The sequence below is a fragment of the Halomonas sp. EF61 genome (genome assembly GCF_040147045.1).
GTDB lineage: Bacteria > Pseudomonadota > Gammaproteobacteria > Pseudomonadales > Halomonadaceae > Halomonas > Halomonas litopenaei.
Map to the genome: position 1 here is coordinate 60112 of NZ_JAMSHM010000001.1, position 25512 is coordinate 85623.

22 protein-coding genes are annotated in these 25512 nt (G+C 64.5%); 4 read left to right on the forward strand and 18 right to left on the reverse strand.

All coding sequences use genetic code 11. The features are described from left to right. The first annotated feature begins 202 nt into the window (after window positions 1–202). Window positions 203–1201, forward strand: coding sequence for a catabolite repressor/activator (gene cra / locus NFI08_RS00260; RefSeq protein ID WP_108448258.1), 999 nt, complete (start codon window positions 203–205; stop codon window positions 1199–1201). A 66-nt stretch (window positions 1202–1267) separates the two neighbouring features. Here cra and NFI08_RS00265 read toward each other — a convergent pair whose 3' ends face one another. The 6 genes from NFI08_RS00265 to NFI08_RS00290 form a co-directional block, all read right to left on the reverse strand. Beyond that, window positions 1268–3442, reverse strand: coding sequence for an ATP-binding protein (locus NFI08_RS00265; RefSeq protein ID WP_108448257.1), 2175 nt, complete (start codon window positions 3440–3442; stop codon window positions 1268–1270). A gap of 166 nt (window positions 3443–3608) precedes the next feature. Next, window positions 3609–4022, reverse strand: a complete 414-nt coding sequence (locus tag NFI08_RS00270) for a putative pterin-binding protein (RefSeq protein WP_240184182.1) — start codon at window positions 4020–4022, stop codon at window positions 3609–3611. Between the two features lie 242 nt (window positions 4023–4264). Beyond that, window positions 4265–5083 carry a DUF2189 domain-containing protein gene (locus NFI08_RS00275; protein ID WP_045994083.1) on the reverse strand — a complete coding sequence of 273 codons (819 nt, stop codon included), beginning with the start codon at window positions 5081–5083 and terminating at the stop codon, window positions 4265–4267. 221 nt (window positions 5084–5304) lie between these two features. After that, the gene (locus NFI08_RS00280; protein ID WP_045994084.1) at window positions 5305–5733 is read right to left on the reverse strand and encodes a universal stress protein; all 429 of its coding nucleotides are present in this window, start codon (window positions 5731–5733) and stop codon (window positions 5305–5307) included. A gap of 11 nt (window positions 5734–5744) precedes the next feature. Beyond that, window positions 5745–8339 (reverse strand): TRAP transporter permease, encoded by a 2595-nt coding sequence (locus NFI08_RS00285; RefSeq protein WP_045994085.1) that lies wholly within the window; start codon window positions 8337–8339, stop codon window positions 5745–5747. 213 nt (window positions 8340–8552) lie between these two features. Beyond that, window positions 8553–9536: a TAXI family TRAP transporter solute-binding subunit gene (locus tag NFI08_RS00290; protein WP_045994086.1), complete on the reverse strand. Its 984-nt coding sequence runs from the start codon at window positions 9534–9536 to the stop codon at window positions 8553–8555. A 419-nt stretch (window positions 9537–9955) separates the two neighbouring features. Between NFI08_RS00290 and NFI08_RS00295 the strand changes: the two genes are divergently transcribed. After that, complete coding sequence (locus NFI08_RS00295; protein WP_349586323.1) at window positions 9956–10822, forward strand: carbon-nitrogen hydrolase family protein; 867 nt, start codon at window positions 9956–9958, stop codon at window positions 10820–10822. 11 nt (window positions 10823–10833) lie between these two features. After that, the gene (locus NFI08_RS00300; RefSeq protein WP_204248980.1) at window positions 10834–11361 is read left to right on the forward strand and encodes a macro domain-containing protein; all 528 of its coding nucleotides are present in this window, start codon (window positions 10834–10836) and stop codon (window positions 11359–11361) included. Between the two features lie 76 nt (window positions 11362–11437). On the opposite strand, the gene NFI08_RS00305 is transcribed toward NFI08_RS00300, so the two are convergent. The 3 genes from NFI08_RS00305 to NFI08_RS00315 all read right to left on the reverse strand — a co-directional run bounded on the left by NFI08_RS00305 (window position 11438) and on the right by NFI08_RS00315 (window position 14320). Continuing rightward, entirely contained in the window at window positions 11438–12733 is a 1296-nt protein-coding gene (locus NFI08_RS00305; protein WP_045994088.1) for a TRAP transporter large permease, read from the reverse strand. Next, complete coding sequence (locus NFI08_RS00310; RefSeq protein ID WP_045994089.1) at window positions 12723–13199, reverse strand: TRAP transporter small permease; 477 nt, start codon at window positions 13197–13199, stop codon at window positions 12723–12725. Before NFI08_RS00310 ends, NFI08_RS00305 begins: the two co-directional genes overlap by 11 nt. An 89-nt stretch (window positions 13200–13288) precedes the next feature. Continuing rightward, a complete protein-coding gene (locus NFI08_RS00315) occupies window positions 13289–14320 on the reverse strand; it encodes a DctP family TRAP transporter solute-binding subunit (RefSeq protein WP_045994090.1) in 1032 nt (343 codons plus the stop codon). A gap of 414 nt (window positions 14321–14734) precedes the next feature. On the opposite strand from NFI08_RS00315, the gene NFI08_RS00320 reads away from it, so the two are divergent. After that, window positions 14735–15631, forward strand: coding sequence for a DMT family transporter (locus NFI08_RS00320; protein ID WP_306168556.1), 897 nt, complete (start codon window positions 14735–14737; stop codon window positions 15629–15631). Here the strand turns inward: NFI08_RS00320 and NFI08_RS00325 are convergent. From NFI08_RS00325 to gcl, 9 genes are all read right to left on the reverse strand, one after another. Next, window positions 15628–16137, reverse strand: a complete 510-nt coding sequence (locus tag NFI08_RS00325) for a DUF192 domain-containing protein (protein WP_349586330.1) — start codon at window positions 16135–16137, stop codon at window positions 15628–15630. The two genes, NFI08_RS00320 and NFI08_RS00325, sit on opposite strands and share 4 nt — an antisense overlap. 9 nt (window positions 16138–16146) lie before the next feature. Continuing rightward, the gene (locus tag NFI08_RS00330; protein ID WP_349586333.1) at window positions 16147–17295 is read right to left on the reverse strand and encodes an ABC transporter ATP-binding protein; all 1149 of its coding nucleotides are present in this window, start codon (window positions 17293–17295) and stop codon (window positions 16147–16149) included. A gap of 2 nt (window positions 17296–17297) precedes the next feature. After that, window positions 17298–17966: a molybdate ABC transporter permease subunit gene (gene modB / locus NFI08_RS00335; protein WP_349586336.1), complete on the reverse strand. Its 669-nt coding sequence runs from the start codon at window positions 17964–17966 to the stop codon at window positions 17298–17300. 7 nt (window positions 17967–17973) lie between these two features. Then, complete coding sequence (modA, locus tag NFI08_RS00340; protein ID WP_349586339.1) at window positions 17974–18789, reverse strand: molybdate ABC transporter substrate-binding protein; 816 nt, start codon at window positions 18787–18789, stop codon at window positions 17974–17976. A 46-nt stretch (window positions 18790–18835) separates the two neighbouring features. After that, window positions 18836–19558 carry a GntR family transcriptional regulator gene (locus NFI08_RS00345; protein WP_349586342.1) on the reverse strand — a complete coding sequence of 241 codons (723 nt, stop codon included), beginning with the start codon at window positions 19556–19558 and terminating at the stop codon, window positions 18836–18838. A gap of 162 nt (window positions 19559–19720) precedes the next feature. After that, the gene (pyk, locus tag NFI08_RS00350; RefSeq protein WP_045994096.1) at window positions 19721–21196 is read right to left on the reverse strand and encodes a pyruvate kinase; all 1476 of its coding nucleotides are present in this window, start codon (window positions 21194–21196) and stop codon (window positions 19721–19723) included. A gap of 582 nt (window positions 21197–21778) precedes the next feature. Then, on the reverse strand, window positions 21779–22690 hold the full coding sequence (locus NFI08_RS00355) for a 2-hydroxy-3-oxopropionate reductase (protein ID WP_331281210.1): 912 nt from the start codon (window positions 22688–22690) through the stop codon (window positions 21779–21781). A 19-nt stretch (window positions 22691–22709) separates the two neighbouring features. Further along, window positions 22710–23489: a hydroxypyruvate isomerase gene (gene hyi, locus NFI08_RS00360; RefSeq protein ID WP_045994098.1), complete on the reverse strand. Its 780-nt coding sequence runs from the start codon at window positions 23487–23489 to the stop codon at window positions 22710–22712. An 83-nt stretch (window positions 23490–23572) separates the two neighbouring features. Continuing rightward, window positions 23573–25348, reverse strand: a complete 1776-nt coding sequence (gene gcl / locus NFI08_RS00365; RefSeq protein WP_349586346.1) for a glyoxylate carboligase — start codon at window positions 25346–25348, stop codon at window positions 23573–23575. Window positions 25349–25512: the final 164 nt, after the last annotated feature.

Sequence of the window (25512 nt, forward strand, 5' to 3'; positions counted from 1 at the left end):
CTGGCTTCGGCAAATGCAAATTGCTCGAAAGCTGAATCGTGTCACCTCACCATGCCACAATGCTGGTACGATTCAGCGCACATGGCAAGTCGCAAAAGCTACGACTTTGGCAGGGGGACACTGCTGCCATGCCAGGTAGACTAGAGGGAATTGACACCTTGTCGCCGTGACCACGCCCGACGCCTTCAATGGAGACACCCGCATGACCTTGGCCGAAATTGCCCGCCTGGCCGGCGTTTCCCGCACCACCGCCAGCTACATCGTCAATGGCAAGGCCAGGGAGCGCCGTATTCGTCAGGACACCGTGGACCGAGTGATGGCGGTGGTGGCGGAGCATGGCTACCGTGTCGATGCCCAGGCGGCGGCCCTGCGGCGCGGCAGCAGCCGCATCCTGGGGCTGATCGTGCCGGACCTGGAAAACTCCAGCTACGCCCGCCTGGCCAAGCACCTGGAACGCGGAGCGCGGGCCCAGGGCTACCAGCTGCTGATCGTCGGCTCCGACGACCAGCCCGACAGCGAGCGGGACCTGGCCCTGTCACTGCGCGCCCAACGCTGCGAGGCGCTGATCGTGGCAAGCTGTCTGGCGCAGCCGGCGTCCTTCTATACCGAATTGATGAATGAGGGTCTGCCGATCATCGCCATCGACCGGGGCCTGCCCGAAGCGAGCTTCGCCAGCGTCGTCAGCAACGACCGCGAGGCCGCCGAACAGCTCACACGCTCGCTGATGACGCCGGCAGTCAAGAGCGTGCTATGGCTCGATGCGGTGCCGCACCTTTCGATCACCGAAGAGCGCCGCGCCGGCTTCCGCGCAGGCGTAAGGGGACGCGAGCTCGAGTGCACCCTGGAAAGCGGCGACCACTATGCCCGCGAGGAAGGCGCCAGGCTGCTGGCTGACTACATCGACAAGAAGGGACTGCCCGACGCCCTGGTAACCGCGTCCTACATTCTGCTGGAAGGCGCCCTGGACGAATTGATTGCACGCGGCGGCCTGCCCCCGCGTCTGGCCATGGCGAGTTTCGGCGACAACCGCCTGCTGGACTTCCTGCCGCTGGCGGTCAACTCCGCCGTCCAGGATCATCGGGGCATCGCCGAGCAGGCCCTGGCGCTGGCGATGGATGCGGTGCGGGGTGAGTACCGGGCCCAACGGGTGGTGGTGCCACGACATCCGCGCTGGCGGCGTCCCCGTCCCCAAGGCAACTGAAACGGCACTTTCCCACGACCACTGAACAGTAGAGCTCAGCAACACAGCGGGACGCCGAAGCCGACCTCAGGTCTGGGAGGCGCGCCTCTCGCTGCGGGCAAAGGCCGCCAGGGTGCGTTCAAGCAGCTCAGGCAGCGCATCGATGACGCCTCTGGCATCCTCGATGCAGCCATCCAGGGCACAACGCTCCAGCGCTCGCGCCGCCTCGGCCAGAGCCATGGCGCCGACGCCGGCGGCCTCGCCCCTGAGCTGATGGGCCAGTTGGGCCAGCGGCTCCTCCTCGCCTCGCCGGTAGGCGCTCTGGATCTCCGGCAAGCGTTCGCGCGCCTGTCGCCCGAACAGGTCCACCAGAGCATCCCGGCGCTCGCCCCCAAGCCCTTCGTCCAGGGCATCGAGCGTATCGGCATTGATCAGTGAGGTGATACCCCTCGGAGTCGTCGAGGTCTCGGACTCTCCCAGCAGGTGGCGCTTGAGCACCATCAGCAGCGTGCCCATCAACAGCGGCTTGGTCAGATAGTCGTTCATGCCGGCGGCCATGCAGTCCGACTCATCGTGACTGGCGCCACCAGCGGTCATCGCCACCACGGGAACCTCACTACGCCAGTCGGAAAAGCTGCGAAGGCGTCGGGTGACCTCGCGACCATCGAGGTCAGGCATCTGGACATCCATCAATATCAGGTCAAAACGGCGCTGTGAGCAGAGAGCCAGCGCTTCCTTGCCGCAGGAAGCCAGGGTAGCCGAACAGCCGAGGCGTTCCAGCATCGCGATCGCCACTTCCTGGTTGACCAGATTGTCTTCCACCACCAGCAGATCCGCCTCGGCGAGCTGTTTGGGATGCGCGCGCGCCCTGGCCACCGTCAGCGGTTGACGGCGGGGTTCGTCACAGGGCACCAGCGGCAATCGGAACCAGAAGCGACTGCCCTTGCCTCGACGGCTGTCGACCCCTATCTCGCCCCCCATGGCCACTACCAGGCGCTTGGAAATCGCGAGGCCCAGACCGGTGCCGCCATAGCGCCGGGCGACGGAGGCATCGCCCTGGCGGAAGGGCTCGAACAACTGAGGCAGCAGGGACGCCTCGACACCCTGACCGGTATCCACCACGTCGAACTGCACCCAGCCCTCGTCCACAGGCGCTACCGACAGCCTCACCATGCCGCGGTCGGTAAACTTGATGGCGTTGGCCAGCAGGTTGAGCAGCACCTGCCGAAGCCGGCCTGGGTCCCCCTGGAGTCGTGCCGGCAGCGTCTCGTCCACGTGGCCAAGCAAGCGCAACCGCTTGTCGAGTGCGCGCGGACGAAACAGCTCCAGCGCATCTTCGATCAAGGCATCGAGTGCCACCGGCTGAACATCCAGCTCCATGCGTCCTGCCTCGATCTTGGAGAAGTCGAGGATGTCATCGATCATGCCCATCAGTTGGCGGGCGCTGTCATGAATGGTGTGCGAGTAGCGGCTGGCGGGCTCCGACAGTTCGAGATCACGCAACAGTTCGCTCATGCCGATGACGCCGTTGAGCGGCGTGCGGATCTCGTGGCTCACCGTGGCCAGAAAGTCGGACTTGGCCTGACTGGCGGACTGGGCGCGCCGGGCACTGATTTCCAGTTCGCCGCTCAGCGTCTCCAGTGCCTTGCGCGAGGCCTCGTTGTCACGGGCTTCCTTGAAAAGTACGGCAAGCATGACCCCTCCGGCCAGGCTCATACCGAGGATCATCACCAGCAGCAACAGGTACAGTCGCTGCAGACGAACACGCTCTGCGGTATTGATCTCGGCCAGATGGCCGTTGACGGCCATGATCAACCTTTCGGTCTCGGTGGATAGCGCGGCAAGATGCTGGTCAAGAACGGCCTCTGCCTCGCTATCGAGGGACGCCAGGGCACTGACCTCGGCATCCAGGTCCTGCATCAGGCTGATGATGATCGACAGTTGGCGACGCGCGGCCGGAGCCTCCTCGACCAGATCGTGAATGTCGCTGTGGCGAAACAGGTTCAGTCGACTGAACAACAGGTCGAACTCGAGCCTGAAGCCGGCCAGTTGTTCGGGTCCATGCTCCCCGAACAACAGGTGATTGCGCAGCAACACCACGTCTCGGTCCAGCTTGTAGGAATGCCAGGTGATGTCCTCCACCACCTGGTGGGAAAGATTGTCATGGCGCCAGGCGACCAGACCGATCACCACCATGGCAGCAGCAAAGAAGGTCAGTGCCGCCACGGCGCTGAATACCAGTCTCAGAGGATAGCGTCGCATACGGAACGGATGCGCCGAGCACCCTCCTCCTTGGGTCGGGAATCTGCTGGCAGAATGTTCGGGTCGACACCAGCCGATACACCGGGATCACTCACTATGGTATTGGGGCGCTGCACTCCCTGCCTTGCCTCCTGATGGCCTTCGACCGATCTCCCGGTGACATTGATCACGGGACCTCGATGGCATCTACCTGCCACACCGAGCGAAACTGGACCGACTCGTTTCGCAGTTCTGGATGATCATCGAAAGGGTACAACACGAACAGCGGGCCGAAGTTTCGCACCGACATCGCTTCGCCGTCCTGCTTCATGGCCAGGATGACGTCATAGCGATAGGCATCGGAGACCGGGATATCGGCCACGAAGCCGTTCAAGGCGTGCACGCGAATGCTGTCGGCGGTGACACCGGCGGATTCCAGCACGCTGCGGAGCAGCGGCCCCTCGAAACGGCTGGCCTGGCTATGCCACGGGGTATCGGTCACCAGCGCACGACTCTCCAGATCGTCGAGCATGGCACGATCCAGCAGAAGCTGTGCATCCACATTGGTGTTCTGGATATTGCCCGATACTTTAAGCAGCACAGGCCCCACCGGAGCTGGCAAAGGCTGGGAATGGGCCTGGCCGATTCCCCCTGCTACCAACAGCCCCAGGAGGACACCCACCTGGCAAAGGAAAGCTGGCACCCGCATGACGTCTCCTGACTCTTTCTGCAGGAGTAGATTACGTGATCGAGCGCCAAAGGTCAGTCTGCGGGCCCCTCGAGCTTTGCTGGTTCAGGAAAACGCCCCCTGTCGGGGCGTCTTCGCGGACCAGGTTGCCGCCCTCAGGCGCCGGGGTCGTCCAGCCGTTCGCACACCACCAGGTCTTCGTAGGCGTGCCAGCTCGCGTGCCCCAGTACCGGCAGAATCAAGGCAAGCCCGATATAGAAGGTGGCCATCCCCACCAGTACGCAGCCGGTGAGAATCGCTGCCCACAGCAGCATCGGTCGGAAATTGCGTGCCACCGAACGAATACTGGCCTCGATGCCCTCCATGAACGTCAGGTCCTGATCCATCAGGGTTGGAATCGCGACCACGCTAATGGAAAAGGCGCCAAACGCCAGCACACAGCCAAAGGCCAGCCCCACCACCAGCATGCCGAGGCCTTCCGGCGTGGTCAGAAGTGACGCATAGACCGTGGACGGATCCGGCGACTGGAGACCGAAGAACAGGGCAAACAGCAAGGTGGCCAGGCGAATCCAGGCGAGAAAGAAGATCATCATCATCACGCCCATCATGGCCAGTTGCCCGGTGTGGCCGCGCCAGGCGCCAAAGGCATCCCCCAGGGTCGGGGAGCGGCCTTCTTCCAGCGCCCTGCTGATCCCGTAGGAGCCCACCGCCACCAACGGCCCGATGAACATGAAGCCGGCCACCAGCGGCAACAGCCAATGCCACAGTCCCAGCGTCAGCGCCCCTGCCGTGACGGCGATGCTGAGCCCGACCCAGAACATGCCATAGGAAAGGCTGACCGCAGTGGCGGCCCGAAAGTCCTCGAATCCCGAAGATAACCACACCCTGGGCCGCCCCATACCGACGTTCTTGATGGAGATCTTTACCCTGGCCCCGCTCGACTCCTTGTCGTGTCGTGATGCTGCTGCACTCATCATCTACTCCCCCTTGTACCCACGGATGACGGTTGCCACCGCCCACCTGTCACGGGAGTCAAGGGGCAAGATGCGAGGTTCCTTCACGCCATCGCCGGCGCCCATCGACTCTAATTTGACTGTAGTTGATGGGCCCTGGATTCGCCTTCAACCTACGCAAGCTTACGAAAACGCCCCCTCATGTGAGGGGGCGTCGATGGCGCTAGCGCTTGTCGTCTGGGTCAACGCACGATCATCACCGAACACTTGCTGTGATGGACGACGTGCTCGGCGTTGGGGCCGATCACGTAGTCGGCGAACTTGCGCTTGGTATGCGAGGCCATGACGATCAGGTCGGCATCGATCTTCTTGCCGACCTTGATGATGGCTTCCCAGGGGGAGCCATCGGCGATGATCGCCTGAGCCGTCAGGTCCTCCGGCACGTGCTCGACGATGAAGTCATGCTGCGCCTTCTGTACCGCTTCATGGGCCTTCTTGGCGAAGTCCTTGGGGAAGTAGGACCCCACCAGCGGCATGCGGTAGTCCGGCAACACCGTCACCAGGTGCAGGCTGGCACCAAAGTTGCGGCACAGCGAGAGCGCCACCGGCAGTGCCCTCTCCCACGACGATGGCTCATTGAGATCGACCGGTAACAGGATCTTCTGGTACATGACGGACCTCCTCAGGCCGTGGCCTCAGTGGTTTCAGGGGGCCGGCGACGGCGTTGTGCCAACACGATCAGGGCGAACAGCAGCAGCGCCGGAATCCACATCAGCTCTTTCGGCCAGCGGTCCACCGGTGCCTGAATCTCGACGATCTCCTGATCGAAGTCGAAGCCGAGATCCGCAGCCTGACTGCCATAGGTCACCATGTCGACGATGGCGCGACCGTCCTCGACGATCAATTCCAGACCGAGATTGAGCAGGCGATCCTCACCGGTCTCGCCGTCTGCCACCGGCAGCGTCATGTAGGTCGTCAGCGGATCGCCGAAGGCGTCCTCGCCCTTGACCTGCAGACGCAGGGTGCTGTCCTCGTCCACGTTGCCGTAGGCCTCGACGAACTCGGACGGCGGCACACTGCGATAAGGATCATGGATGATGTCCATCCAGAAGCCCGGGCGGAACAGGGTGAAGGCCACCAGCAGCAGCAGGATGCTCTCGTACCAGCGATTGCGGGTGATCATGTAGCCCTGGGTCGCCGCGGCGAAGATCAGCATGGCGATGGTCGCCACCACGAAGATCAATACGCCCTGCAAGGGCGCCACATCGATCAGCAGCAGGTCGGTGTTGAAGATGAACAGGAACGGCAACGCGGCGGTACGCAGGCTGTAGTAGAACGCCTGGAAGCCGGTGCGGATCGGATCCCCTCCAGAAACCGCCGCGGCGGCAAAGGAGGCAAGGCCCACCGGCGGCGTGACGTCGGCCATGATGCCAAAGTAGAACACGAACAGGTGCACCGCGATCAGCGGTACCAGCAGACCATTCTGCTCACCCAGTTGCACGATCACCGGAGCCAGCAGCGCCGACACCACGATGTAGTTGGCGGTGGTCGGCAGCCCCATGCCCAGGATCAGGCTGAGAATGGCGGTGAAGAACAGAATCAGCATCAGGTTGCCCATGGACAGGATCTCGACCACGTCCGCGAGCACCAGGCCGACACCGGTCTGGGAGACCGCACCCACGATGATGCCGGCGGTGGCGGTGGCGATACCGATACCGATCATGTTGCGCGCGCCGGTCACCAGCCCCGTCCACAGGTCCAGACAGCCTTCGCGCAGATCCTTGCCAAGATCACCCCGCCCACGGAAGGCGTGCATGATCGGGCGCTGGGTCAGCATGATGAAGATCATGAACACCGTCGCCCAGAAGGCGGACAGTCCCGGTGACAGGCGCTCCACCATCAGACACCAGATCAGCACGATCACCGGCAGGATGTACTGCAGGCCTACCAGCACCGTGGGTCGGGTCTGGGGCAGCTTGTAGATAGGCTCGTTGGGATCATCGAGCTCGAGCTCGGGATAGTTTGCACCCAGCTTCAACAGCGCCACGTAGACCACCGAGAGCGCCACGGCCACCACCCAGGGAGTCGCATCACCCAGTACCGGCTTGAGCCAGCCCAGGCCGTAGTAGACACCCAGCGCCACCACCATCATCAGCAGCAGACCACCGAGGAAGCCGATCACCTTGCGTACCAGCGGCTTGGGCGGGTTGGAGCTTTCCAGCCCCTCCATGTTGGCCTTGAGCGCCTCGAGGTGAACGATGTAGATCAACGCGATATAGGAAATCAGCGCCGGCAGGAAGGCGTGCTTGATCACCTCCACGTAGGAAATGCCGACGTACTCCACCATCAGGAAGGCGGCGGCGCCCATCACCGGCGGCATGATCTGGCCATTGACCGAGGAGGACACCTCCACCGCACCGGCCTTCTCCGAGGAGAAGCCGACACGCTTCATCATCGGAATGGTGAAGGTACCGGTAGTCACGGTATTGGCGATGGACGAGCCGGAGATCAGGCCGGTCATGCCGGAGGCCACCACGGCGGCCTTGGCGGGCCCGCCCTTGTAGTGGCCCAGCAACGAGAAGGCGACCTTGATGAAGTAGTTGCCGGCACCTGCCTTGTCGAGCAGCGCGCCGAACAGCACAAACAGGAAGACGAAACTGGTCGAAACGCCCAAGGCGATACCAAACACACCCTGGGTGGTCAGCCACTGGTGATTGACCAGGCCGTAAAGGCTGACGCCACGGTGAGCGAGGATACCCGGCATCCAGGGCCCCGCCAGCGAATAGAAGATAAAGATCGAGGCGATGATCATCAGCGGCGGCCCGAGCGCCCGCCGTGTTGCCTCGAGCAGCAGAATCAGGCCGGTCACACCGACGATGACGTCCTGCAGGATGGGTGCGCCAGGACGGTCAGCCAGCTGTTCGTAGAACACGAACATGTAAGCCCCGGCGGAAGCGGCCAGAATCGCCAGCACCCAATCCTGAAGAGGAATGCGGTCCCGCGGCGAGCGCTTGGTCGCGGGGTAGGCCATGAAGGCCAGAAACAATGCAAAGGCCAGGTGAATAGAGCGCGCTTCGGTGGCGTTGAAGACGCCGACGCCGGCCATGAACGGCAACGGCGAAGCAATCCATAGCTGGAACAGCGACCATGCCGCCGCAACGCCTACCAGCAGCTTGCCGGGCGCACCCAAGGGGTTGCGCGAACCGGAGTCGCTGGAGGCGACCATGTCCTCGAGATCCACTTCGGACTGCGTGGATCTCTTGTTGTCCTCAGTCATAAGCGTGCCCTGCCTGGAAGAGGAATCGTCATGATGGAGGGCTTCGCCTCCATCCCCGAATGCCCGCTTTCGCGGGCCAGTCGTGCTGGCGCTGTCTGGTCTCTACCGAACGTCCGGTGTCGATCCATCGACGGGCCACAACGCACTGCGCGGCCGCCCAACGGCCGACCGCGCAGAGATTAGCTGGCTATTCCCCCGAGAGGGGAAGAACCCTTACTCGATCCAGCCCTGCTCGCGATAGTAACGAGCGGCACCTTCATGCAGCGGTGCGGACAGACCGTTGGATACCATGTCCTGCGGATCCAGGTTTTCGAAGGCCGGGTGCAGACGCTTGAAGCGATCGAAGTTGTCGAACACTGCCTTGACGGTCTGGTAGACCAGCTCGTCGTCGGCCTCGGCGCTGGTCACGAAGGTCGCGGCGACACCGAAGGTCTCGACGTCATCCGGGTTGCCCTTGTACAGACCGCCTGGAATGGTGGACATGGAGTAGTACGGATACTCCTCGACCAGGCCCTTGATGGCGTCGTCGTTGAGCGGCACCAGCTTGGCGTCGACGGTGGTGGTGGCTTCCTGGATGGAACCATTGGGGTGGCCGACGACGTAGGCCATGGCGTCGATGTTGTTGTCCGACAGGGCAGATGCCATCTCGGCTGCGTCGAGCTGCGAGGCCAGCGAGAAGGTGTCTTCGGTCCAGCCCTTGGCGTCCATCACCACTTCCATGGTGTTGCGCTGGCCGGAACCCGGGTTACCGATGTTGACGCGCTTGCCGGCCAGGTCATCGAGGCTCTCGATGTCGGCGTCGGCACGGGCCAGGATGGTCAGCGGCTCGCCATGCACCTTGAACACGGCACGCAGGTCTTCGTAGGCTTCGCCCTCGAAGTTGCCGGTACCGTTATAGGCCTGATACTGCACATCAGACTGGGCGACACCCATGGTCAGCTCGCCACTGCGAATACCATTGACGTTGGCCACGGAGCCACCGGTGGACGGCGCGTTACAGCGGATGCCGGTCTCTTCGCTGTTGCGATTCACAAAGCGGCAGACAGACTGGCCAACGACGTAATACACGCCGGTCTGACCCCCGGTGCCGATGGTGATGAACTGTTCTTCGTCCTGGGCCATGGCCGGGGACGTGAACATGGCGGCTCCGAGAATGGCGCTGGACAGTGCAGCGGCGGAGAAAGCATGGCGCTTCATGGTCACACCTCTTTTGGTATTGTCGACGTTGACGGCATGGACTCGTGCCTTGCCCCTCCTGGGCCGGCAAAAGATCCACCAGTCATTCCTTTTGCGATAAATTCACCTGGAGAGACCAGGCCGAATCATTGTAAAACGAGAGTTTAGCTACCGCTAACGTTTAGTGGGCGTTAATTTTTTCTGCACGCCCCTCAGGGCGTGGAGAAATATCCCTTCCCTCCCCGTCGGCCTGCAACGATGGCCAGGTACACAACGAGGACTTAAGGCGCTCGACCACTGACACTCGCGGAGCGGAAATCGAGCGTCGACGGTCTACCGTGAGCATAGCCCTTGGCACCGCTGACGCAATCGACTGCCGCCCATGTCGTCGCGCTGTCGATTCGGGTTACCCTGCCTCTTTCGCCAACTGCGAGGAATCCATGCGCCTGCTGGCTTGCCAGACCACAATCCCGGCGACCCGCAATCGGCTCGACCAGCGCGACCACCTGGACGCCCTGGCCGGGCGCCTGCGCACTGCCGCGTCGCAGCAACGCCCACAGCTGATCGTGCTGCCGGAGCTGTCGTCCCAGGAGTACGGCGAGCAGGCCTTCGAGGCGATGGATGAACTCGATGACGACCTGCAAGGGCCTGTGACAGCACACTATTGCGCGCTGGCCCGGGAACTCAGGTGCCCGATCGCCTTCGGCGTGGCGCGCAGATCACGCCGGGCCGACGGCTCCCTCCGGCGCCATATCAGCCAGGTGGTCGTCGACGCCGAGGGGCAACTGGCGGGAGCCTACGACAAGCTGCACTGCGCCCAGTTCGGCGCCAGCGCCGAGGCGGCCCACTTCAGCCCGGGCGAGCGCCTGGTGACGCTGGATATCGCCGGCTGGCGCGTCGGCTTCATGATCTGCTACGACCTCAGGTTCGGTGAGCTGGCCGCCCGCTACCGCCGGTTGGGCGTCGACCTCATGATCCACCCGGTGGCCTTCACTCGGGACTTCTCCTTCACCAGCTGGCACAGCTTCGTCATCACCCGGGCGATGGAAAACCAATGCTACTGGCTAAGCCTCAACCGGGCCGGTAACGGCTGGGGGCACTCGCTGTTGTGTCCGCCACTGGTCACCCCCGAGGCGTCGCCAGAGGTTCTGGGCGAAGAGGAAGCGTTGGTCAGCTGGCAGCTCGAGCGCGACACCCTGGAGCGTGCCAGGAAGCGGCTTCCACTGGCGGGCGACCGCCGTCAGGACATCGACCGGCTGGCCACAGGGCCGCTACCGTCACCGACGGTTACCACCGCAAGCCAATGACAGGAGTCTCCATGGACTATCCCTTGATCGAATGCATTACCGGTGACATCGCCCGCCAGGCCGACGTCGAGGCGGTGGTCAACGCAGCCAACGCCCAGCTGGAAAGCGGCGGCGGTGTGGCCGGCGCCCTTCACCGTGCCGCCGGCCCGGAGCTGGCCCAGGCCGGGCGGCCGCTGGCACCGATTCGCCCCGGCCAGGCGGTCATCACCGAAGGCTTTGCGCTGCCCAACGCCTGGGTGATCCACTGCCTCGGCCCGGTCTACGGCGTCGACGAACCGAGCGCCGAACTGCTCGCCGGCTGCTACCGAGAGGCGCTGGGCCTGGCCCAGCAGCAAGGCATCCGTCGAGTGGCGTTCCCGGCACTGTCCACCGGCGTATTCGGCTACCCGCTGAACGAGGCGGCGGAAATTGCCGTGTCCACGGTCCTGACCACCCTGCCCGCCTGCCCCGATATCGAACTGGTACGCTTCGTGCTGTTCGACGAGGCCAGCCGAGACGTCCATCAACGCTGGCTCGAGACGCTGACCGACAACGACTGAAGACCATGAACACAACAAGGCGCGAGCCATGCTCGCGCCTTGTGCCCCCACTGCCCAGGGTACTGCCCCAGGCGGCCTAGACGTTGTAACCCAGCACCCGAGGCAGCCACAGCGCGATCTCCGGGAAGATCACCACCAATGCCAGCGCCGAGGCCATCGCCGCCACGAACACCATGGCCCAGCCCAGGGTCTGCTCCAGCCTGACCTTGGCGACCTCGGTGGTCACCATCAGGTTGACCGCCACCGGCGGAGTAAACTGGCCGATGGCGATGTTCATGGCCAGCAGGATGCCGAACCACACCGGATTCCAGCCGAAGTGCTGCATCACCGGGATCAGGATCGGCATCATGATCAGGTAGATCGAGATGGCGTCCAGCAGCATGCCCGCGGCCAGCACCGCCAGCATGATCAACAGCAGCAGCAAGGTGCCGTTGTCGGATAGCCCGATGACCCACTCTGCCAGGTGACGGAAGGTGCCGAGCATGGTCCCGGACCAGGCGAAGATGCCCGCCAGGGCGATGATCAGCATGACCACCCCGGACACCACCGCCGCCTCGCCCATCAGCCCCCACAGGTCCTTGAGCGACAGCTCACGGGTCAGCACCAGGCCGACCAGGATGCCGTAGGCCACGGCGACCACCGCCGCCTCGGTGGGCGTGAACAGGCCACTGCGCAGACCGCCGAGTATGATCACCGGCGCGAACAGCGCCGGCAGCGCCTCGCGGAAGCTCTTGCCGATGGGTGGGCGCTCCATCTCGGCAGGGTCTTCCCAACCATAGCGCCGGGACAGCCACAACGCCGGAATCAGCAGCGAAGCGCCGGCCAGCACCCCGGGAAAGAGTCCGGCGGCGAACAGCGCCCGCAGATCCACTCCCGGCACCACGATGGAGTACAGGATCAAGGCCACCGAAGGCGGGATCAGGATGGCGGTAGACGCCGAGGAAGCGATCAGGGTCGCCGAGAAGGGCCGCGGATAGCCCGCGCGGGTCATGCTCGGCAGCATCACCATCGCCACCGCGGCGGCGTCGGCGGGGCCGGAGCCGCTCATGCCCCCCATGATCATGCACACCACCACCGCGACCACCGCGAGGCCACCATGGCGAGGCCCGATCAGCGCCTGGGCGAAGCGCACCAGGCGTGCCGCGACCCCCGCCCGCTCGAAGATCAGCCCGGTCAGGATAAATAGCGGAATGGCGATCAGCGGATACTTGGCCACGCTGTTGTAGGTATTGGTGCCAAGGGTCGCCAGCATCGCCGGCGACAGCCCGGTGACGATGCCCACGGCGCCGGACAGGCCCAGCGAAAAGGCCACCGGCACGCCGGCGATCAGCAGCACCAGAAAGGCGATCAGCATCCATACATCAGGCGTCATCGTGAGCACCTCCGCGCAGTCGCTCCAGGCTCGCCTGGCACTGGCGGAGGAACATCAGCCCCGACAATAGCGGCAGCCAGATCAGGTACCACCACTGGGGCAGCCCAAGTCCGGGCGACAACGACTGCCACTGGTACTCCTGCCAGGTCATGAGCGCACCGAACCAGGTGATCAGGCCCAGCACCAGCAGCCCGCACAAGCCCTGGAAGATCACCAGCAGGCGATAGCCAAGCGGCGGCAGCGCCCGCTCCAGCAGGCCGATACGGATATGGCGATGGCTTCGCAGAGCCACCGAGGCACCGGCGAAGGTCAACATGACCAGCAGAAAGACAGAAAACTCTTCGGTGAACGCAAAGGAACCACCGGTGATGTAGCGCACCACCACATTGACCAGGCTGATCGCACCGATGATCAGGATCGCCAGGGTGGCCAGGGTGCGCTCGATTCGTGCATCAGGACGTTTCATCGAGAAAGGGCGTCGGTAGGGAGTCAATCAACGCCGACCCTCGATCATGAGGATCGGCACAAGGTTTACCGCCGCGTCAGAGCGGTTGCTCAGCGCGCGTCGATGGCGCTTCGGGCGGCCTCGACCAGGTCCTCGCCGATGCGCGGTACCCACTTCTCGTAAACCCCTTCGGTCGCCGCGACGAACGCCTCGTGCTGCTCCTCGTTCAAGTCGGTGACGGTCACACCACGCTCCTGAATGGCCGCCAGGCGCTCGCTCTCCTGCTCGCGGGTCATGGCGATCTCCCAGGCGCCGGCTTCGACCGCGGTCTCACGCAGCAACGCCTTCTCGTCATCGGACAGGGTGCTCCAGACCTGCTGGTTGGCGGCGAAGATCAGCGGATCGTTCATGTAGTTCCACAGCGTTACGTGCTCCTGGCCGACCTGGTCGATACGCGCCACGTCGAACACCGACAGCGGGTTCTCCTGGCCATCCACCGCGCCGGTGGTCAGCGCCGGCTTGGCGTCGGCCCAGCTCATCTGGGTCGGGTTGGCGCCCAGTGCGCTGAAGGTGTCCTGGAACAGCGGCGACCCCACCACCCGGATCTTCAGGCCTTCCAGGTCCGCCGGCTCGTCGATCACGCCCTGGGAATTGGACAGCTGGCGGAAGCCGTTCTCGCCCCAGGCCAGCGGCACCACGCCCCGCGACTCGATCGCCTGGAACACCAGCTCGCCGGCCTCACCTTCGGTGATCGCGTCCACCGCGCTCTCGTCCGGCATCAGGAAGGGCAAGGAGAACAGATTGAGTTCCGGCACCTGGGGCGACCAGTTGATGGTCGAGCCCACCGCCAGGTCGATCAGCCCCGAGCGCATCGCCGAGAACTCCCGGGTCTGGTCACCGCTGACCAGCTGGGAATTGGGAAAGACCCTGAGCGTCAGCTCGCCGTCGGAACGCTCCTCGACCAGGTCAGCCCACTTCTGAGCGGCCTGGCCCCAGGGGAAGGCATCGGAAAGCACCGTGGAGACCTTGAGTTCCCGCGCTTCGACGTCCGCCGAGGCGGCCAGCGAGCCAAGGGCGATGGCCGCACCGACCAGGGTGAGAGAGAAACGAGACGGCGAGCGCGAGCCGAACAGAGATGTCATGACGTGTCCTTGCATTGATGCCCCCTTGGCCAGGCCAACGCTGAGCGGTACCTGACACAAGCGCTGCATCAGAAGCCGGATCTAGCCTGGCGAAGGCTGGGGGTCGAGTGTGGTGATTAAGGGAGAAACGTATTGATCTTGTCGACTTTTCAATATGCCTGCAAACGGTAATCCGCGACAAGTGCCGCGCGATGCGCGAAAGGCCCGTTGGCCTTCGGACACGCACGCTCAGATGTCCTCGCCATGTCGTTCGTGCGAGGGCTGCACGGCTGGAGCTTGTGAGAGCGTGGACACCAAACGTCTGCGAAGGGGGTGCTAGCATGACGCGGTGAACAAGGCAGTCGAACGAAGGCGCCCCTCGGACCGGCCCAGGGGCTCTGCTATGCTGCTCGTTTTACCCATCAAGGACGACCGGTGCCCCTACGCGACCTCCTCCTCGGCCTCCTGGTCATCGCCATCTGGGCGTTGAATATCATCGTCATCAAGCTTGGCGTGTCAGACATGCCGCCCTTGCTCCTGACTACCCTGCGCCTGGCACTGGTGGCCGCGCTGCTGGTGCCCTTTCATCCGGTGGCGCGCCATCAGCTGCCCTTCCTGGCACTGCTGTCGGTGACCTTCGGGGTGATGAACTTCGCCCTGCTGATCATCGGGCTCGGCCAGGCCGAGGCGGGTACCGGTGCCTTGCTGGTGCAGATGGGTACGCCCTTCGCCACCCTGCTGGCGGTGATCTTTCTCAGGGAGCGGCTCGGCGCAAAACGCCTGGTGGGACTGTTGCTGTCGTTCGGTGGCATCGGCGTGCTGGCCGGAGGGCCGACCCTGCCGGCGCCGCTGCCTACCGCACTGCTGCTGGCCAGCGCCCTGGGCTGGGCGGTATCCCAGCTATTGATCAAGCTCGGGCCCAAGGTCTCGCCGATGGCGATGGCCGGCTGGATCGCGCTGTTCGCCACCCCACAGCTGGCGCTGGCCTCCTGGTGGTTCGAGGACAACCACTGGCAGGCGCTGCAGGATGCTGGCCTTGCGGGATGGGGGGCGGTGCTCTACACCGCCCTGATGTCCTCGATCCTGGCCTACGGCATCTGGTTTGGCTTGATCCGGCGCCACGACGTCAACCGGGTGGTACCGCTGACGCTGCTGGTGCCGGTGCTGGCGGTGATCCTCGGCATCGTGCTGCTGGGTGACAGCGTCAACGCCTACAAGCTGGGCGGTGGTGGCATGGTGGTCGCAGGGGTGGCGCTGATCGTCATCCGCTTCGGGCCTCGTCGTGCTCCCGCCACCCCGCCGGTACCCACCGCCGCCAGCAAGGACCCCTAGCCGCTGCAGCTCTCGCTGCTGCCCGGCCAGCTGACACAGTCGCCGGGACCGACGCCCAGCGCCTCGAACGTCCCGGCCTTGACCTCCAGGGCAGCGTGGTAGCGCGACGCCGGACGGGTGGTCGGACATCCCTGGGCCTCGCCCTGGCAGGGCTCCATGCGACGAATCTCCTGGATGCGTCCGTCGGCACCGATAAAGGCGATATCCAGCGCCAGCAGGGTCTGATACATCCAGAAGCCGTTATGCACCCCCTGGGGACTGGCGTAGAGAAACAGCATGCCGGCATCATCGGCCAGTCGCTCGCGCCCCATCAACCCACGGTTGCGCTCCGCCGCCTCGTCGGCCACCTCGACCGTCAGACGACTCGGCCCCTGGGATCCGTGGACCACCAGGGTCACCTCTTCCCTGTCGGCGGCGGCAAAGGCCGACGTCACCAGAAAGGGAGTAGAAAACGCCACCGGCGCGAGCGCCAGGGAGCTGAGGAATCGACGGCGAGTCAGGGTCATGGAGGCCTCTCAGTCAGGATGGTCATCGGCAGACAAGGCAGGCAGCTTATCCGCTTGCATCAGGTGGATGCCAGCGGCCAGCAACGAGACATTGACCCAGGCACCCTGCGCAAGCCCATTGCGCCTGGCGGCGTGGGTCGAGATATCAAAGCGCAGGGGCTGGCTTTCGTGGGGCACCCTCAGGGTCACGGAACTCTGTCCGCCCAGCACCAGCAGCTCATCCACCCGCGCGGTGACCAGGTTTTCCCGCACCCCGCGGGAGGGCCGGTCGCGGCGCTGCAGCACGATATCGGATTCCGGCAGGTACCAGGTCACCCTGGCTCCCTCGCCAAGCCCCTCGAGGCCTGCGGCCACCTCAAGACACCACTCGCCCCAGCCAAGGCGCAGTCCCTGGGCGGTATCGACCACTCGCCCGCTGAAGATGTTCGGCCGGTCCAGCAGGCGCGCCACCTCAGGACTGTCGGGGCGCCGGAACAGTTCGCTCGGGGTGCCCTGCTGCAGGGTCCGGCCGCCATGCAGCACGCACAGGCGATCGGCCAGGGCGCTGGCCTCGTTGAGGTCGTGGGTGACCAGCACGATGGGGATATTGAGGCGTTCGCGCAACTGCACCAGCTCACGCTGAAGCCGCCGGCGCGTCACCTGGTCCACCGCCGAGAAGGGTTCGTCGAGCAGCAGCACCTGTGGCTCCCTGGCCAGCGCCCTGGCCAAGGCCACCCGCTGACGCTGGCCACCGGACAGCTCTCGCGGCAGGCGCCGCTCCAGCCCTTCGAGGTTGACTCGCTCTAGCCAGTGCGCGGCTCGCAGGCGACGTTCACGCCGCGGCAGGTGTCCCAGGGCGGTGGCGATATTGTCGGCGGCGTCGAGATGAGGAAACAGCGCATAGTCCTGAAACACCAGCCCCACCCTGCGCCGCTGCGGCGACCACACCACCCCCTGTTCGGCGTCAAACCACCGCTCGCCGCCACAGCGCACCGTCCCCGAGGCAGGAGCATAGAGCCCCGCGATGGCGCGCAGCAGGGTCGACTTGCCGCTGCCCGAAGGACCGACCAGCGCCAGCAACTCCCCCGGGCGGCAGGCGAACCGTGCCTCGAGCGGGATCGGCCCGGGCTGGGCCAGGTCGACGTCGAGTCCCGTATGGACATCCTGCTGATGGTGCATGCTCAACGCCCCCGCCAGCGGCGGCGTGCCGCCAGCCCGTAGACCACAGCAATGGTCACGAAGGAGACCACCAGCAGCAGCGCCGACATCACCCCGGCGGCCCCCTCGTCGAAGGCCTGGACGTGGTCGTAGATGGAAATCGCCAGGGTGCGGGTCTCGCCATCGATGGCCCCTCCCACCATCAGGATGACGCCGAACTCCCCCAGGGTGTGGGCAAAGGTCAACGCCAGCGCCGAGATGACGCCAGGCATCACCAGCGGCAATTCGATGGTCATAAAAGTGCGCCAGGTCGATAGCCCACTGCACCAGGCGGCCTCACGCAGGTGGTCCGGCAAGGCCTCGAAGGCACGCTGGATCGGCTGTACCGCGAAGGGAATGTTGACCACCAGCGAGGCCAGCAGGATGCCGCTGAAGGAGAAGTTCAGGCTGGTGCCGGTCAGCGCCTGCCAGGCGCCGCCCAGCGGGGCGTCGGCACTGAAGGCGAGCATCAGGTAGAAGCCCATGACGGTGGGCGGCATCTCCAGCGGCAGTGCCACCAGGGATTCTGCCAGCGGCCGCCAGCGTGACCGGCTGTGGGCCAGGCGCCGCCCCAGCCAGATACCCGGTGCCAGCAACAAGAGACTGGTCAGCAAGGCCAGCTTGAGCGAGACGACCAGCGCCAGAGCGTCCATAACGCGGCTACTCGCCGGTCACGGGCGCAGTGAAGCCATAATCCCGCAGAATCTCCTGCGCCTCGGGCGTCTGCAAGAAGTCAAAGAAGGCCTCGGCGCCGGCGCCCGCCCCTTCGAGCAGCACCATGCGCTGTATCAGCGGTCGATGCCAGTCAGCCGGGATCAACCGCCAGGCAGCGCGCTCGGCCAGGCGTGGCGCCTTGACCAGGGAATAGGCGACCAGGCCGCCGGAGGCCTCGGCGGACAGCGCGAACTGGGCGGCCTGGGCGACGTTTTCACCTAACAGTTGCAGGGGTTCACTTGCCTGCCACAGCCCTTGACGTTCGAGTACCTCGCGGGCGGCCATGCCATAAGGGGCGTGGCGCGGGTTGGCCAGGGCGATACGCCGCGCAGGGCCGCCCTGCTCAAGCCCTGCGACCGCCTCACGCACAGCCTCAAGCGGTGCGTCCTGCGGCGGCAGCGGTCGGTCGTCACGCTGCAGCCAGACCAGCCGGCCCTGGGCATAGTCGACGCCCTCGCCCTGGGTCAGCCCGGCCTGCTCGAGGTCCCGGGCGCGGCGCTCATCCGCCGACAGAAACAACGCGAAGGGCGCCCCCTGTTCGATCTGGCGCTGCAGATTGCCCGAGGCGCCGAAGGTGACGCTGAGGTCGATGTCGCCATCCTTGCTGGCGCCGCTGTCGCTCGTCTTGAAGCGCTCGATCAGGGAGGGCATCGCGAACTGCAGCGAAGACGCCGCCGCGACGTGAACCCGGTCGGCCACGGCGGACATCGGTGCAAGTCCGAGAGACAGGCCAAGGAGAAGGATCGACAAGGGAAAACGCATGATCAACACGGCTCGCGGCGGCAATCAGGAAGAAAGGAGTCTCGCCTCAACCCTCGCCGCCCAGGATCGACTTGAGGTCGATACGGCTGTCCCGTGGTCCCAGGTCGAGAAGGCCCATCAGGCTGTCGAGGTGATGCTCGATGTCGTTGCGACTGGCTGCGGCGTCGCCACTGCGCAGGTGCTCGAGCAGACGGTGGTGATCGCCCTCGAGATAGCAGCTACCGAGCCCCTGGCGCTTGTACAGCGCGATGACGATCGAGGTGCGCAGGATCAGGTCAGTGAGCATGGTGCCCAGCACCCGGTTGGGAGAATGCTCCGCCAGCAGGTGGTGGATCGCCAGGGAATGTTCGATGCGCGAAGGCTCATCATTGGCGAGAAAGGCCTGACGCTCACGGTCGGCACGATCCTCGATCTGCAGCAGTACCGTCGATGGCAGCGTGCCGGTAGTCAGCGCCGCCAGCTCACCTTCCACCAGACGCCGGGCGGCAAAGGTCTGGCGGGTTTCGTCGACGTCCGGTGAGCGCACCCGCGCCACCTGATTGGGGCGCTGGTCGACCACGTACTCGGAGGCCAGACGGGTCAGCGCCTTGCGCACCACCGAACGACTCACGCCGAACACCTCGCCCAGCGTCACCTCGGGCAGTCGGGTGCCCGGCGGCAGCCGCTGGGCCAACACGGCTCGGCGAACCTGGCGTACGATATCCCCATCGCTGATGCGTCCCCCGGCCTTGATCTCGGCCAGCACCTCTTGCTGCCAGGCGTTGCTCATTGCTGCCTACCCATCATCTTGGAAAGCTTGACCTTCTCACGTTTTCTGCCATTGCACCACATTCGGCGCATCATATGTATACACCAGTGGTGGCACCCCACAACGACCGCGCCCGATCCATTGGATCGGGCGCGGAACCTGTGCATCGGGCTGAGTGAAGGTTCAGCCAGCGACGTGACCGTCGTTGACGTCCAGGATCTTCAGGGTATTGGTGCCGCCGTGGGCGTTCATGTGGTCGCCGCGGGTCAGGATGACGTGGTCCCCCGGCACGGCCACGCCGTGGTTGACCAGACGCTCCAGGGCGCGGTCGTTGAGCTCGGAGGCGGACATTTCGCTGGTGTCGAAGGGCAGCGAGATGACCCCGCGATACAGCGCCATGCGACGCTGGGCGATGGGGTTGTGGGCCAGCCCTACGATCGGCAGGCCCGAGCGGATGCGCGAGGCGATCAGCGGGGTGTAACCGGTAGAGGTCATGCAGGCGATGGCGGCCACTCCCTCCAGGTGGTTGGCGGCGTACATCGCCGACAGCGCGATGGTCTCGTCGATGCGCTCGAAGCCTTCGTGGATGCGGTGCCCGGACTCCTGGGCGATGCGCTCGCGCTCGGCGCCCAGACAGACGCGATCCATGGCTTCGATGGTTTCCACCGGGTAGTCGCCGGCGGCGGTCTCGGCCGACAGCATCACCGCGTCGGTGGCGTCCAGCACCGCGTTGGCCACATCGAACACCTCGGCCCGGGTGGGCAGCGGCGACTCGATCATAGACTCCATCATCTGGGTGGCGGTGATCACCGCGCGGTTGTGGCTGCGGGCATGCTTGATGATGCGCTTCTGGGTACCGATCAGCTTCTCGTCACCGATCTCGACGCCCAGGTCACCACGCGCCACCATCACCGCCTCACTGGCCTCGATGATGCCATCCAGGGTCTCATCGGAGGCCACCGCCTCGGCGCGCTCGAGCTTGGCGACCAGGCCGATCTCGGCGCCGGCCTCGCCCAGCAGGCGACGCGCCTCCAGCATGTCCTCGGCGGTACGCGGAAAGGACACGGCCAGATAGTCGACGCCGATATCGATGGCGGTCTTGAGGTCTTCCTTGTCCTTGTCGGTCAGTGCCGGCGCCGACAGGCCACCGCCCTGCTTGTTGATGCCCTTGTTGTTGGACAGCTTGCCGCCGACCACCACACGGGTATGGATCTGGCTGCCGTCGACGCGGTCCACGTCCAGCACCACGCGGCCGTCGTCCAGCAACAGACGGTCGCCACCGGCCACGTCGTCGGCCAGTTCCTTGTAGTCGCAGCCGACCCGAGTGGCGTCGCCGGCCTGGGAATCCATCGACACATCGATGACGAAGTCAGCGCCTTCTTCCAGATTGACCGCCCCCTCGGCGAAGCGGGCGATGCGGATCTTGGGTCCCTGAAGATCCCCCAGCGCGGCCACACTGCGACCGAGTCGATCGGCGATGGTCCGGACCTCGTTCAGGCGGCGGCGATGGTCGTCGGCGCTGCCATGGGAAAAATTGAGGCGAACCACGTCGACGCCGGCACGCAGCATCTCCTCCAGGACCCCTTCACGATCACTGGCGGGCCCGAGGGTGGCAACGATCTTGGTACGACGTACGGGGGTATGCGGGAGTTGGCTCATGCTGTCCTCGACTGGTTCGAAAATGACGCAAGCAGGATAGGTGGAAGCCACTTCGATGGCATCCAGATCCGAATCCTGTAATTTTACTACAAAATGATCGCTGTAGCGACCACCACTAAAGGCCAAGATGCTGGTGCCGCCACCTATACAATGCGCCAAGGTTAGGCGCAACCTGATGATAGACAAGGATCATCACGGAATGCGAGCACGCCAATTCCAGCGCAGGAAAATTTGATCGCGGCCTGTAATTAAACTACAAAACTTTCGTGATAGCGGGGCTCGCCAGCAGTGATACCTGTTCAAGGCTGCCTTGCTCAAGAGGCTATCGCAATCCCTCTTTCCGTCGATACGACAGAGATGCCCAGGACGAAAGGCAGAGAGGGCTCAGGTCAGCATCGCCTGGCATCAAGCGTCGCCTGTCAGCAAAAAGAGCTCACCGATGGGAAAAATGGGGGGGGCCCATCGGCGAGCAAGGATCGCCTGCGCGATCCCGACGAGTGACGACCTCACACCCGCCGTTCAGGGAGCAGTCATCTCCCTGCCCGGCCCCCGGACCTTGCCGGCCCGAGGGCTCGAACCCGTCTACTGCCCGATTTCGTGATCGGCCAGGGCCTCGAGGGCACGCACGATACCGGCGTGATCCCAGTCGCTGCCACCCAGGGCGGCACAGGACTGAAACAGTTGCTGAGCGTTGGCGGTACCCGGCAGCGCCAGATTGAGCCCTCGTGCTCCTTCCAGTGCCAGATTGAGATCCTTCTGATGCAGGCGAATACGGAAGCCAGGATCGAAGGTCCGCTGGATCATCCGCTCGCCGTGCACGTCGAGGATCTTCGACTGGGCCAGACCACCCAGCAGCGACTCACGCACCTTGGCCACGTCGGCACCTGCCTTGGAGGCGAACAGCAATCCCTCGGACACCGCCTCGATGGTCAACGCCACCACGATCTGGTTGGCCACCTTGCAGGTCTGCCCGGCCCCGTGACCGCCGATATGCGTGATGGTCTTGCCCATCACCTCCAACAGCGGCAAGGCACGCTTGAAGCCTTCCTCGGTGGCGCCCACCATGATCGTCAGGGCGGCATTGATGGCGCCCCCCTCGCCGCCGGATACCGGCGCGTCGACGTACTCGCCTCCGGCCTCGTGAATACGACGGGCAAATTCCTGGGTCGCCAGGGGCGCGATCGAGCTCATGTCGATCACCAGAGTGCCGGGCTTGAGCCCTTCGATCACGCCGTCTTCGCCGAACAGCACGTCTTCGACATCCGGGGTGTCGGGGACCATGGTGATGATCACCTCGCTGGCCTCGGCCACGGCCCTGGGGCTTGCGACCTCACTGAGCCCCTTTTCCGCCAGGGTCGCGTCGAGCTTGCCGCGCTTGACGCTGACCAGCTCATGCCCGGCATCCAGCAGATGTCCCGCCATGGGACGCCCCATGATGCCCAATCCGATAAAACCGATCTTGCTCATTGTGATTCTCCTTGCCTGATATTTCAGGGGGTTACGAATATCGGGATCACGCCCTGGCCTGGTCGAACCAGCCCAGGCCTTCCTGGGTGGTCGTGGCCGGCTTGTACTCGCAGCCGATCCAGCCCTGATAGCCGATCCGGTCGAGGTGGGCGAACAGGAAGGGATAGTGGATCTCGCCACTGCCCGGCTCGTGACGTCCGGGGTTGTCCGCCAGCTGCACGTGGGCGATGCGTGCGAGATGACGCTCCATCGTCGGCGCCAGATCCCCTTCCATGATCTGCATGTGATAGATGTCGTACTGCAGCTTCAGATTGTCGCTGCCCACCTCATCGAACAGCGCCAGCGCCTGTTCGGTGCGATGGAGAAAGAAGCCCGGGATGTCACGGGTATTGATCGGCTCGGCCAGCAGCACGATACCGGCGTCGGCCAGGCGTTCGGCGGCGTAGCGCAGGTTGTCGACCAGCGTACGGTGAGCCTCGTCCTGACTGACGCCCTGGGGCACGATGCCGGCCAGACAGTTGACCTGACCGCAGCCCAGGGCGGTGGCGTACTCAATCGCGGTGTCGACGCCGGCACGAAACTCTTCGACGCGATCCGGGTGGCAGGCGATACCGCGCTCTCCGGCGGCCCAGTCGCCGGCCGGCAGGTTGTGCAGCACCTGGGTCAGGCCATGGGCGTCGAGCCGCGCCTTGATCTCCTCGGCGGGATGGTCATAGGGAAAGAGGTACTCGACACCCTGGAAGCCGGCCTTGGCGGCGGCCTCGAAGCGATCGAGAAAGTCCACTTCGGTGAACAGCATGCTCAGGTTGGCGGCAAACTTGGCCATGAAAATCTCCTGTTGCGCGTAAGACACTTCGTCGATCGACGACCGCCAGACCACGGCGGCCGTCGCTCTCAGTTAGAGCTGAATCAGGTCAGAGCAGCGATGGAACTCGGTGCATCCTCGAGGTTCTCGGCCAGCGCCTCGAACTCGTTGATACCGGTCAGGTCGGTGCCCATGGCGATATTGGTGACCCGCTCGAGGATGACCTCGACCACTACCGGTACCCGGTGCTGGCGGGCCATCTCGCGGGCCTGCTCCAGCGCCGGCGCAATGTCATCGGGCCGGCTGACCCTGAGCGCCTTGCAGCCCAGTCCCTCCACCACCGACACATGGTCGACGCCGTAGCCGTCGATCTCCTCGCAGTTGATGTTCTCGAAGGCGAGCTGCACGCAGTAGTCCATGTCGAAGCCGCGCTGGGCCTGGCGAATCAGGCCGAGATAGGCGTTGTTCACCAGCACGTGGACGTAGGGCAGTTTGAACTGGGCGCCCACCGCCAGCTCCTCGATCATGAACTGGAAGTCATAGTCTCCCGACAGCGCCACCACCTCGGCCTCGGGATCCGCCCGGCAGACACCGAGGGCGGCAGGAATGGTCCAGCCCAGGGGGCCAGCCTGACCGCAGTTGATCCAGTGGCGTGGCCGATAGACGTGCAGGAACTGGGCACCGGCGATCTGTGACAGGCCAATGGTGCTGATGTAGCGGGCGTTGCGGCCGAAGACCTTGTTCATCTCCTCGTAGACCCGCTGGGGCTTCACCGGCACATCGTCGAAGTGGGTCTTGCGCAGCATGGTGCGCTTGCGCTCCTGACAGGACTCGGCCCAGCCGCTGCGATCCTTGAGCCGCCCCTGTTCACGCCACTCGCGGGCCACCTCGACCATCGTCTCGAGCGCCGCCTTGGCGTCGGAAACGATACCGTAGTCGGGGCCGAAGATACGCCCGATCTGGGTCGGCTCGATATCGATATGCACGAAGGTGCGGCCTTCGGTGTAGGTCTCGAGATTGCCGGTGTGACGGTTGGCCCAGCGGTTGCCGATCCCCATCACGAAGTCCGACTCGAGCAGTGTCGCGTTGCCGTAGCGGTGGGAGGTCTGAAGCCCCACCATGCCCGCCATCAGCGGGTGATCGTCCGGCACCGCGCCCCAGCCCATCAGGGTCGGAATCACCGGCACTCCGAGCAGCTCGGCCAGGGTCTGCAGCTCGCCGGCGGCGTCGGCGTTGATGATGCCTCCTCCCGCCACCAGCAAGGGGCGCTCGGCCTCGTTGAGCATACCCAGGGCCTTTTCGCACTGGGCACGGCTGGCCCGCGGCTTGTAGGCCGCCAGGGGCTCATAGGCGTCTACATCGAACTCGATCTCGGTCAACTGGACGTCGATGGGCAGATCGATCAGCACCGGCCCCGGACGCGAGGAACGCATGATCTGGAAGGCCTGCTGGAAGGCGTGCGGCACCTGGGCCGCCTCCCGCACGGTGATCGCCCACTTGGTCACGGGCCCGGCGATGGCCTGGATATCCACCGCCTGGAAGTCTTCCTTGTGCAGCTTGCCGACCGGAGCCTGGCCGGTGATGCAGAGGATCGGTATGGAGTCGGCGCTGGCGGAGTAGAGCCCGGTGATCATGTCGGTTCCGGCAGGCCCGGAGGTGCCGATGCAGACCCCAATATTGCCGGCCTTCGTGCGGGTATAGCCTTCAGCCATGTGGGAGGCGCCCTCGACATGGCGCGCCAGCACATGGTCGATCCCGCCGACGCGTCGCATCGACGAATAGAAGGGGTTGATCGCGGCCCCGGGCACGCCGAAGGCCACCTCGATACCTTCCTTGATGAGTACGTGAACAGCGGCGTCGGCAGCAGTCATGCGAGTCATGATGCATCTCCTGAATCGTCTATTATTGTATACATTTTTTGCAGCGCAACATCATACGAAACTGTTTTTTTGGAATCTCTTTCCATTATTTCTAGCAGCCAGACAAGCGCCCCGCAAACAATTTTGGAAATTTTTTCCATTAGCTCGTTGACGTCAGCCAACTT

Coding starts and splice junctions, on each gene's coding strand:
- NFI08_RS00285 (WP_045994085.1), bottom strand. CDS start 8,339: ATGACTGAGGACAACAAGAGATCCACGCAGTCCGAAGTGGATCTCGAG.
- pyk (WP_045994096.1), bottom strand. CDS start 21,196: ATGAGCCAACTCCCGCATACCCCCGTACGTCGTACCAAGATCGTTGCC.
- modA (WP_349586339.1), bottom strand. CDS start 18,789: ATGCGTTTTCCCTTGTCGATCCTTCTCCTTGGCCTGTCTCTCGGACTT.
- NFI08_RS00330 (WP_349586333.1), bottom strand. CDS start 17,295: ATGCACCATCAGCAGGATGTCCATACGGGACTCGACGTCGACCTGGCC.
- NFI08_RS00295 (WP_349586323.1), top strand. CDS start 9,956: ATGCGCCTGCTGGCTTGCCAGACCACAATCCCGGCGACCCGCAATCGG.
- NFI08_RS00305 (WP_045994088.1), bottom strand. CDS start 12,733: ATGACGCCTGATGTATGGATGCTGATCGCCTTTCTGGTGCTGCTGATC.
- NFI08_RS00300 (WP_204248980.1), top strand. CDS start 10,834: ATGGACTATCCCTTGATCGAATGCATTACCGGTGACATCGCCCGCCAG.
- NFI08_RS00275 (WP_045994083.1), bottom strand. CDS start 5,083: ATGAGTGCAGCAGCATCACGACACGACAAGGAGTCGAGCGGGGCCAGG.
- NFI08_RS00315 (WP_045994090.1), bottom strand. CDS start 14,320: ATGACATCTCTGTTCGGCTCGCGCTCGCCGTCTCGTTTCTCTCTCACC.
- modB (WP_349586336.1), bottom strand. CDS start 17,966: ATGGACGCTCTGGCGCTGGTCGTCTCGCTCAAGCTGGCCTTGCTGACC.
- NFI08_RS00310 (WP_045994089.1), bottom strand. CDS start 13,199: ATGAAACGTCCTGATGCACGAATCGAGCGCACCCTGGCCACCCTGGCG.
- NFI08_RS00280 (WP_045994084.1), bottom strand. CDS start 5,733: ATGTACCAGAAGATCCTGTTACCGGTCGATCTCAATGAGCCATCGTCG.
- NFI08_RS00290 (WP_045994086.1), bottom strand. CDS start 9,536: ATGAAGCGCCATGCTTTCTCCGCCGCTGCACTGTCCAGCGCCATTCTC.
- gcl (WP_349586346.1), bottom strand. CDS start 25,348: ATGACTCGCATGACTGCTGCCGACGCCGCTGTTCACGTACTCATCAAG.
- NFI08_RS00345 (WP_349586342.1), bottom strand. CDS start 19,558: ATGAGCAACGCCTGGCAGCAAGAGGTGCTGGCCGAGATCAAGGCCGGG.
- hyi (WP_045994098.1), bottom strand. CDS start 23,489: ATGGCCAAGTTTGCCGCCAACCTGAGCATGCTGTTCACCGAAGTGGAC.
- NFI08_RS00265 (WP_108448257.1), bottom strand. CDS start 3,442: ATGCGACGCTATCCTCTGAGACTGGTATTCAGCGCCGTGGCGGCACTG.
- cra (WP_108448258.1), top strand. CDS start 203: ATGACCTTGGCCGAAATTGCCCGCCTGGCCGGCGTTTCCCGCACCACC.
- NFI08_RS00325 (WP_349586330.1), bottom strand. CDS start 16,137: ATGACCCTGACTCGCCGTCGATTCCTCAGCTCCCTGGCGCTCGCGCCG.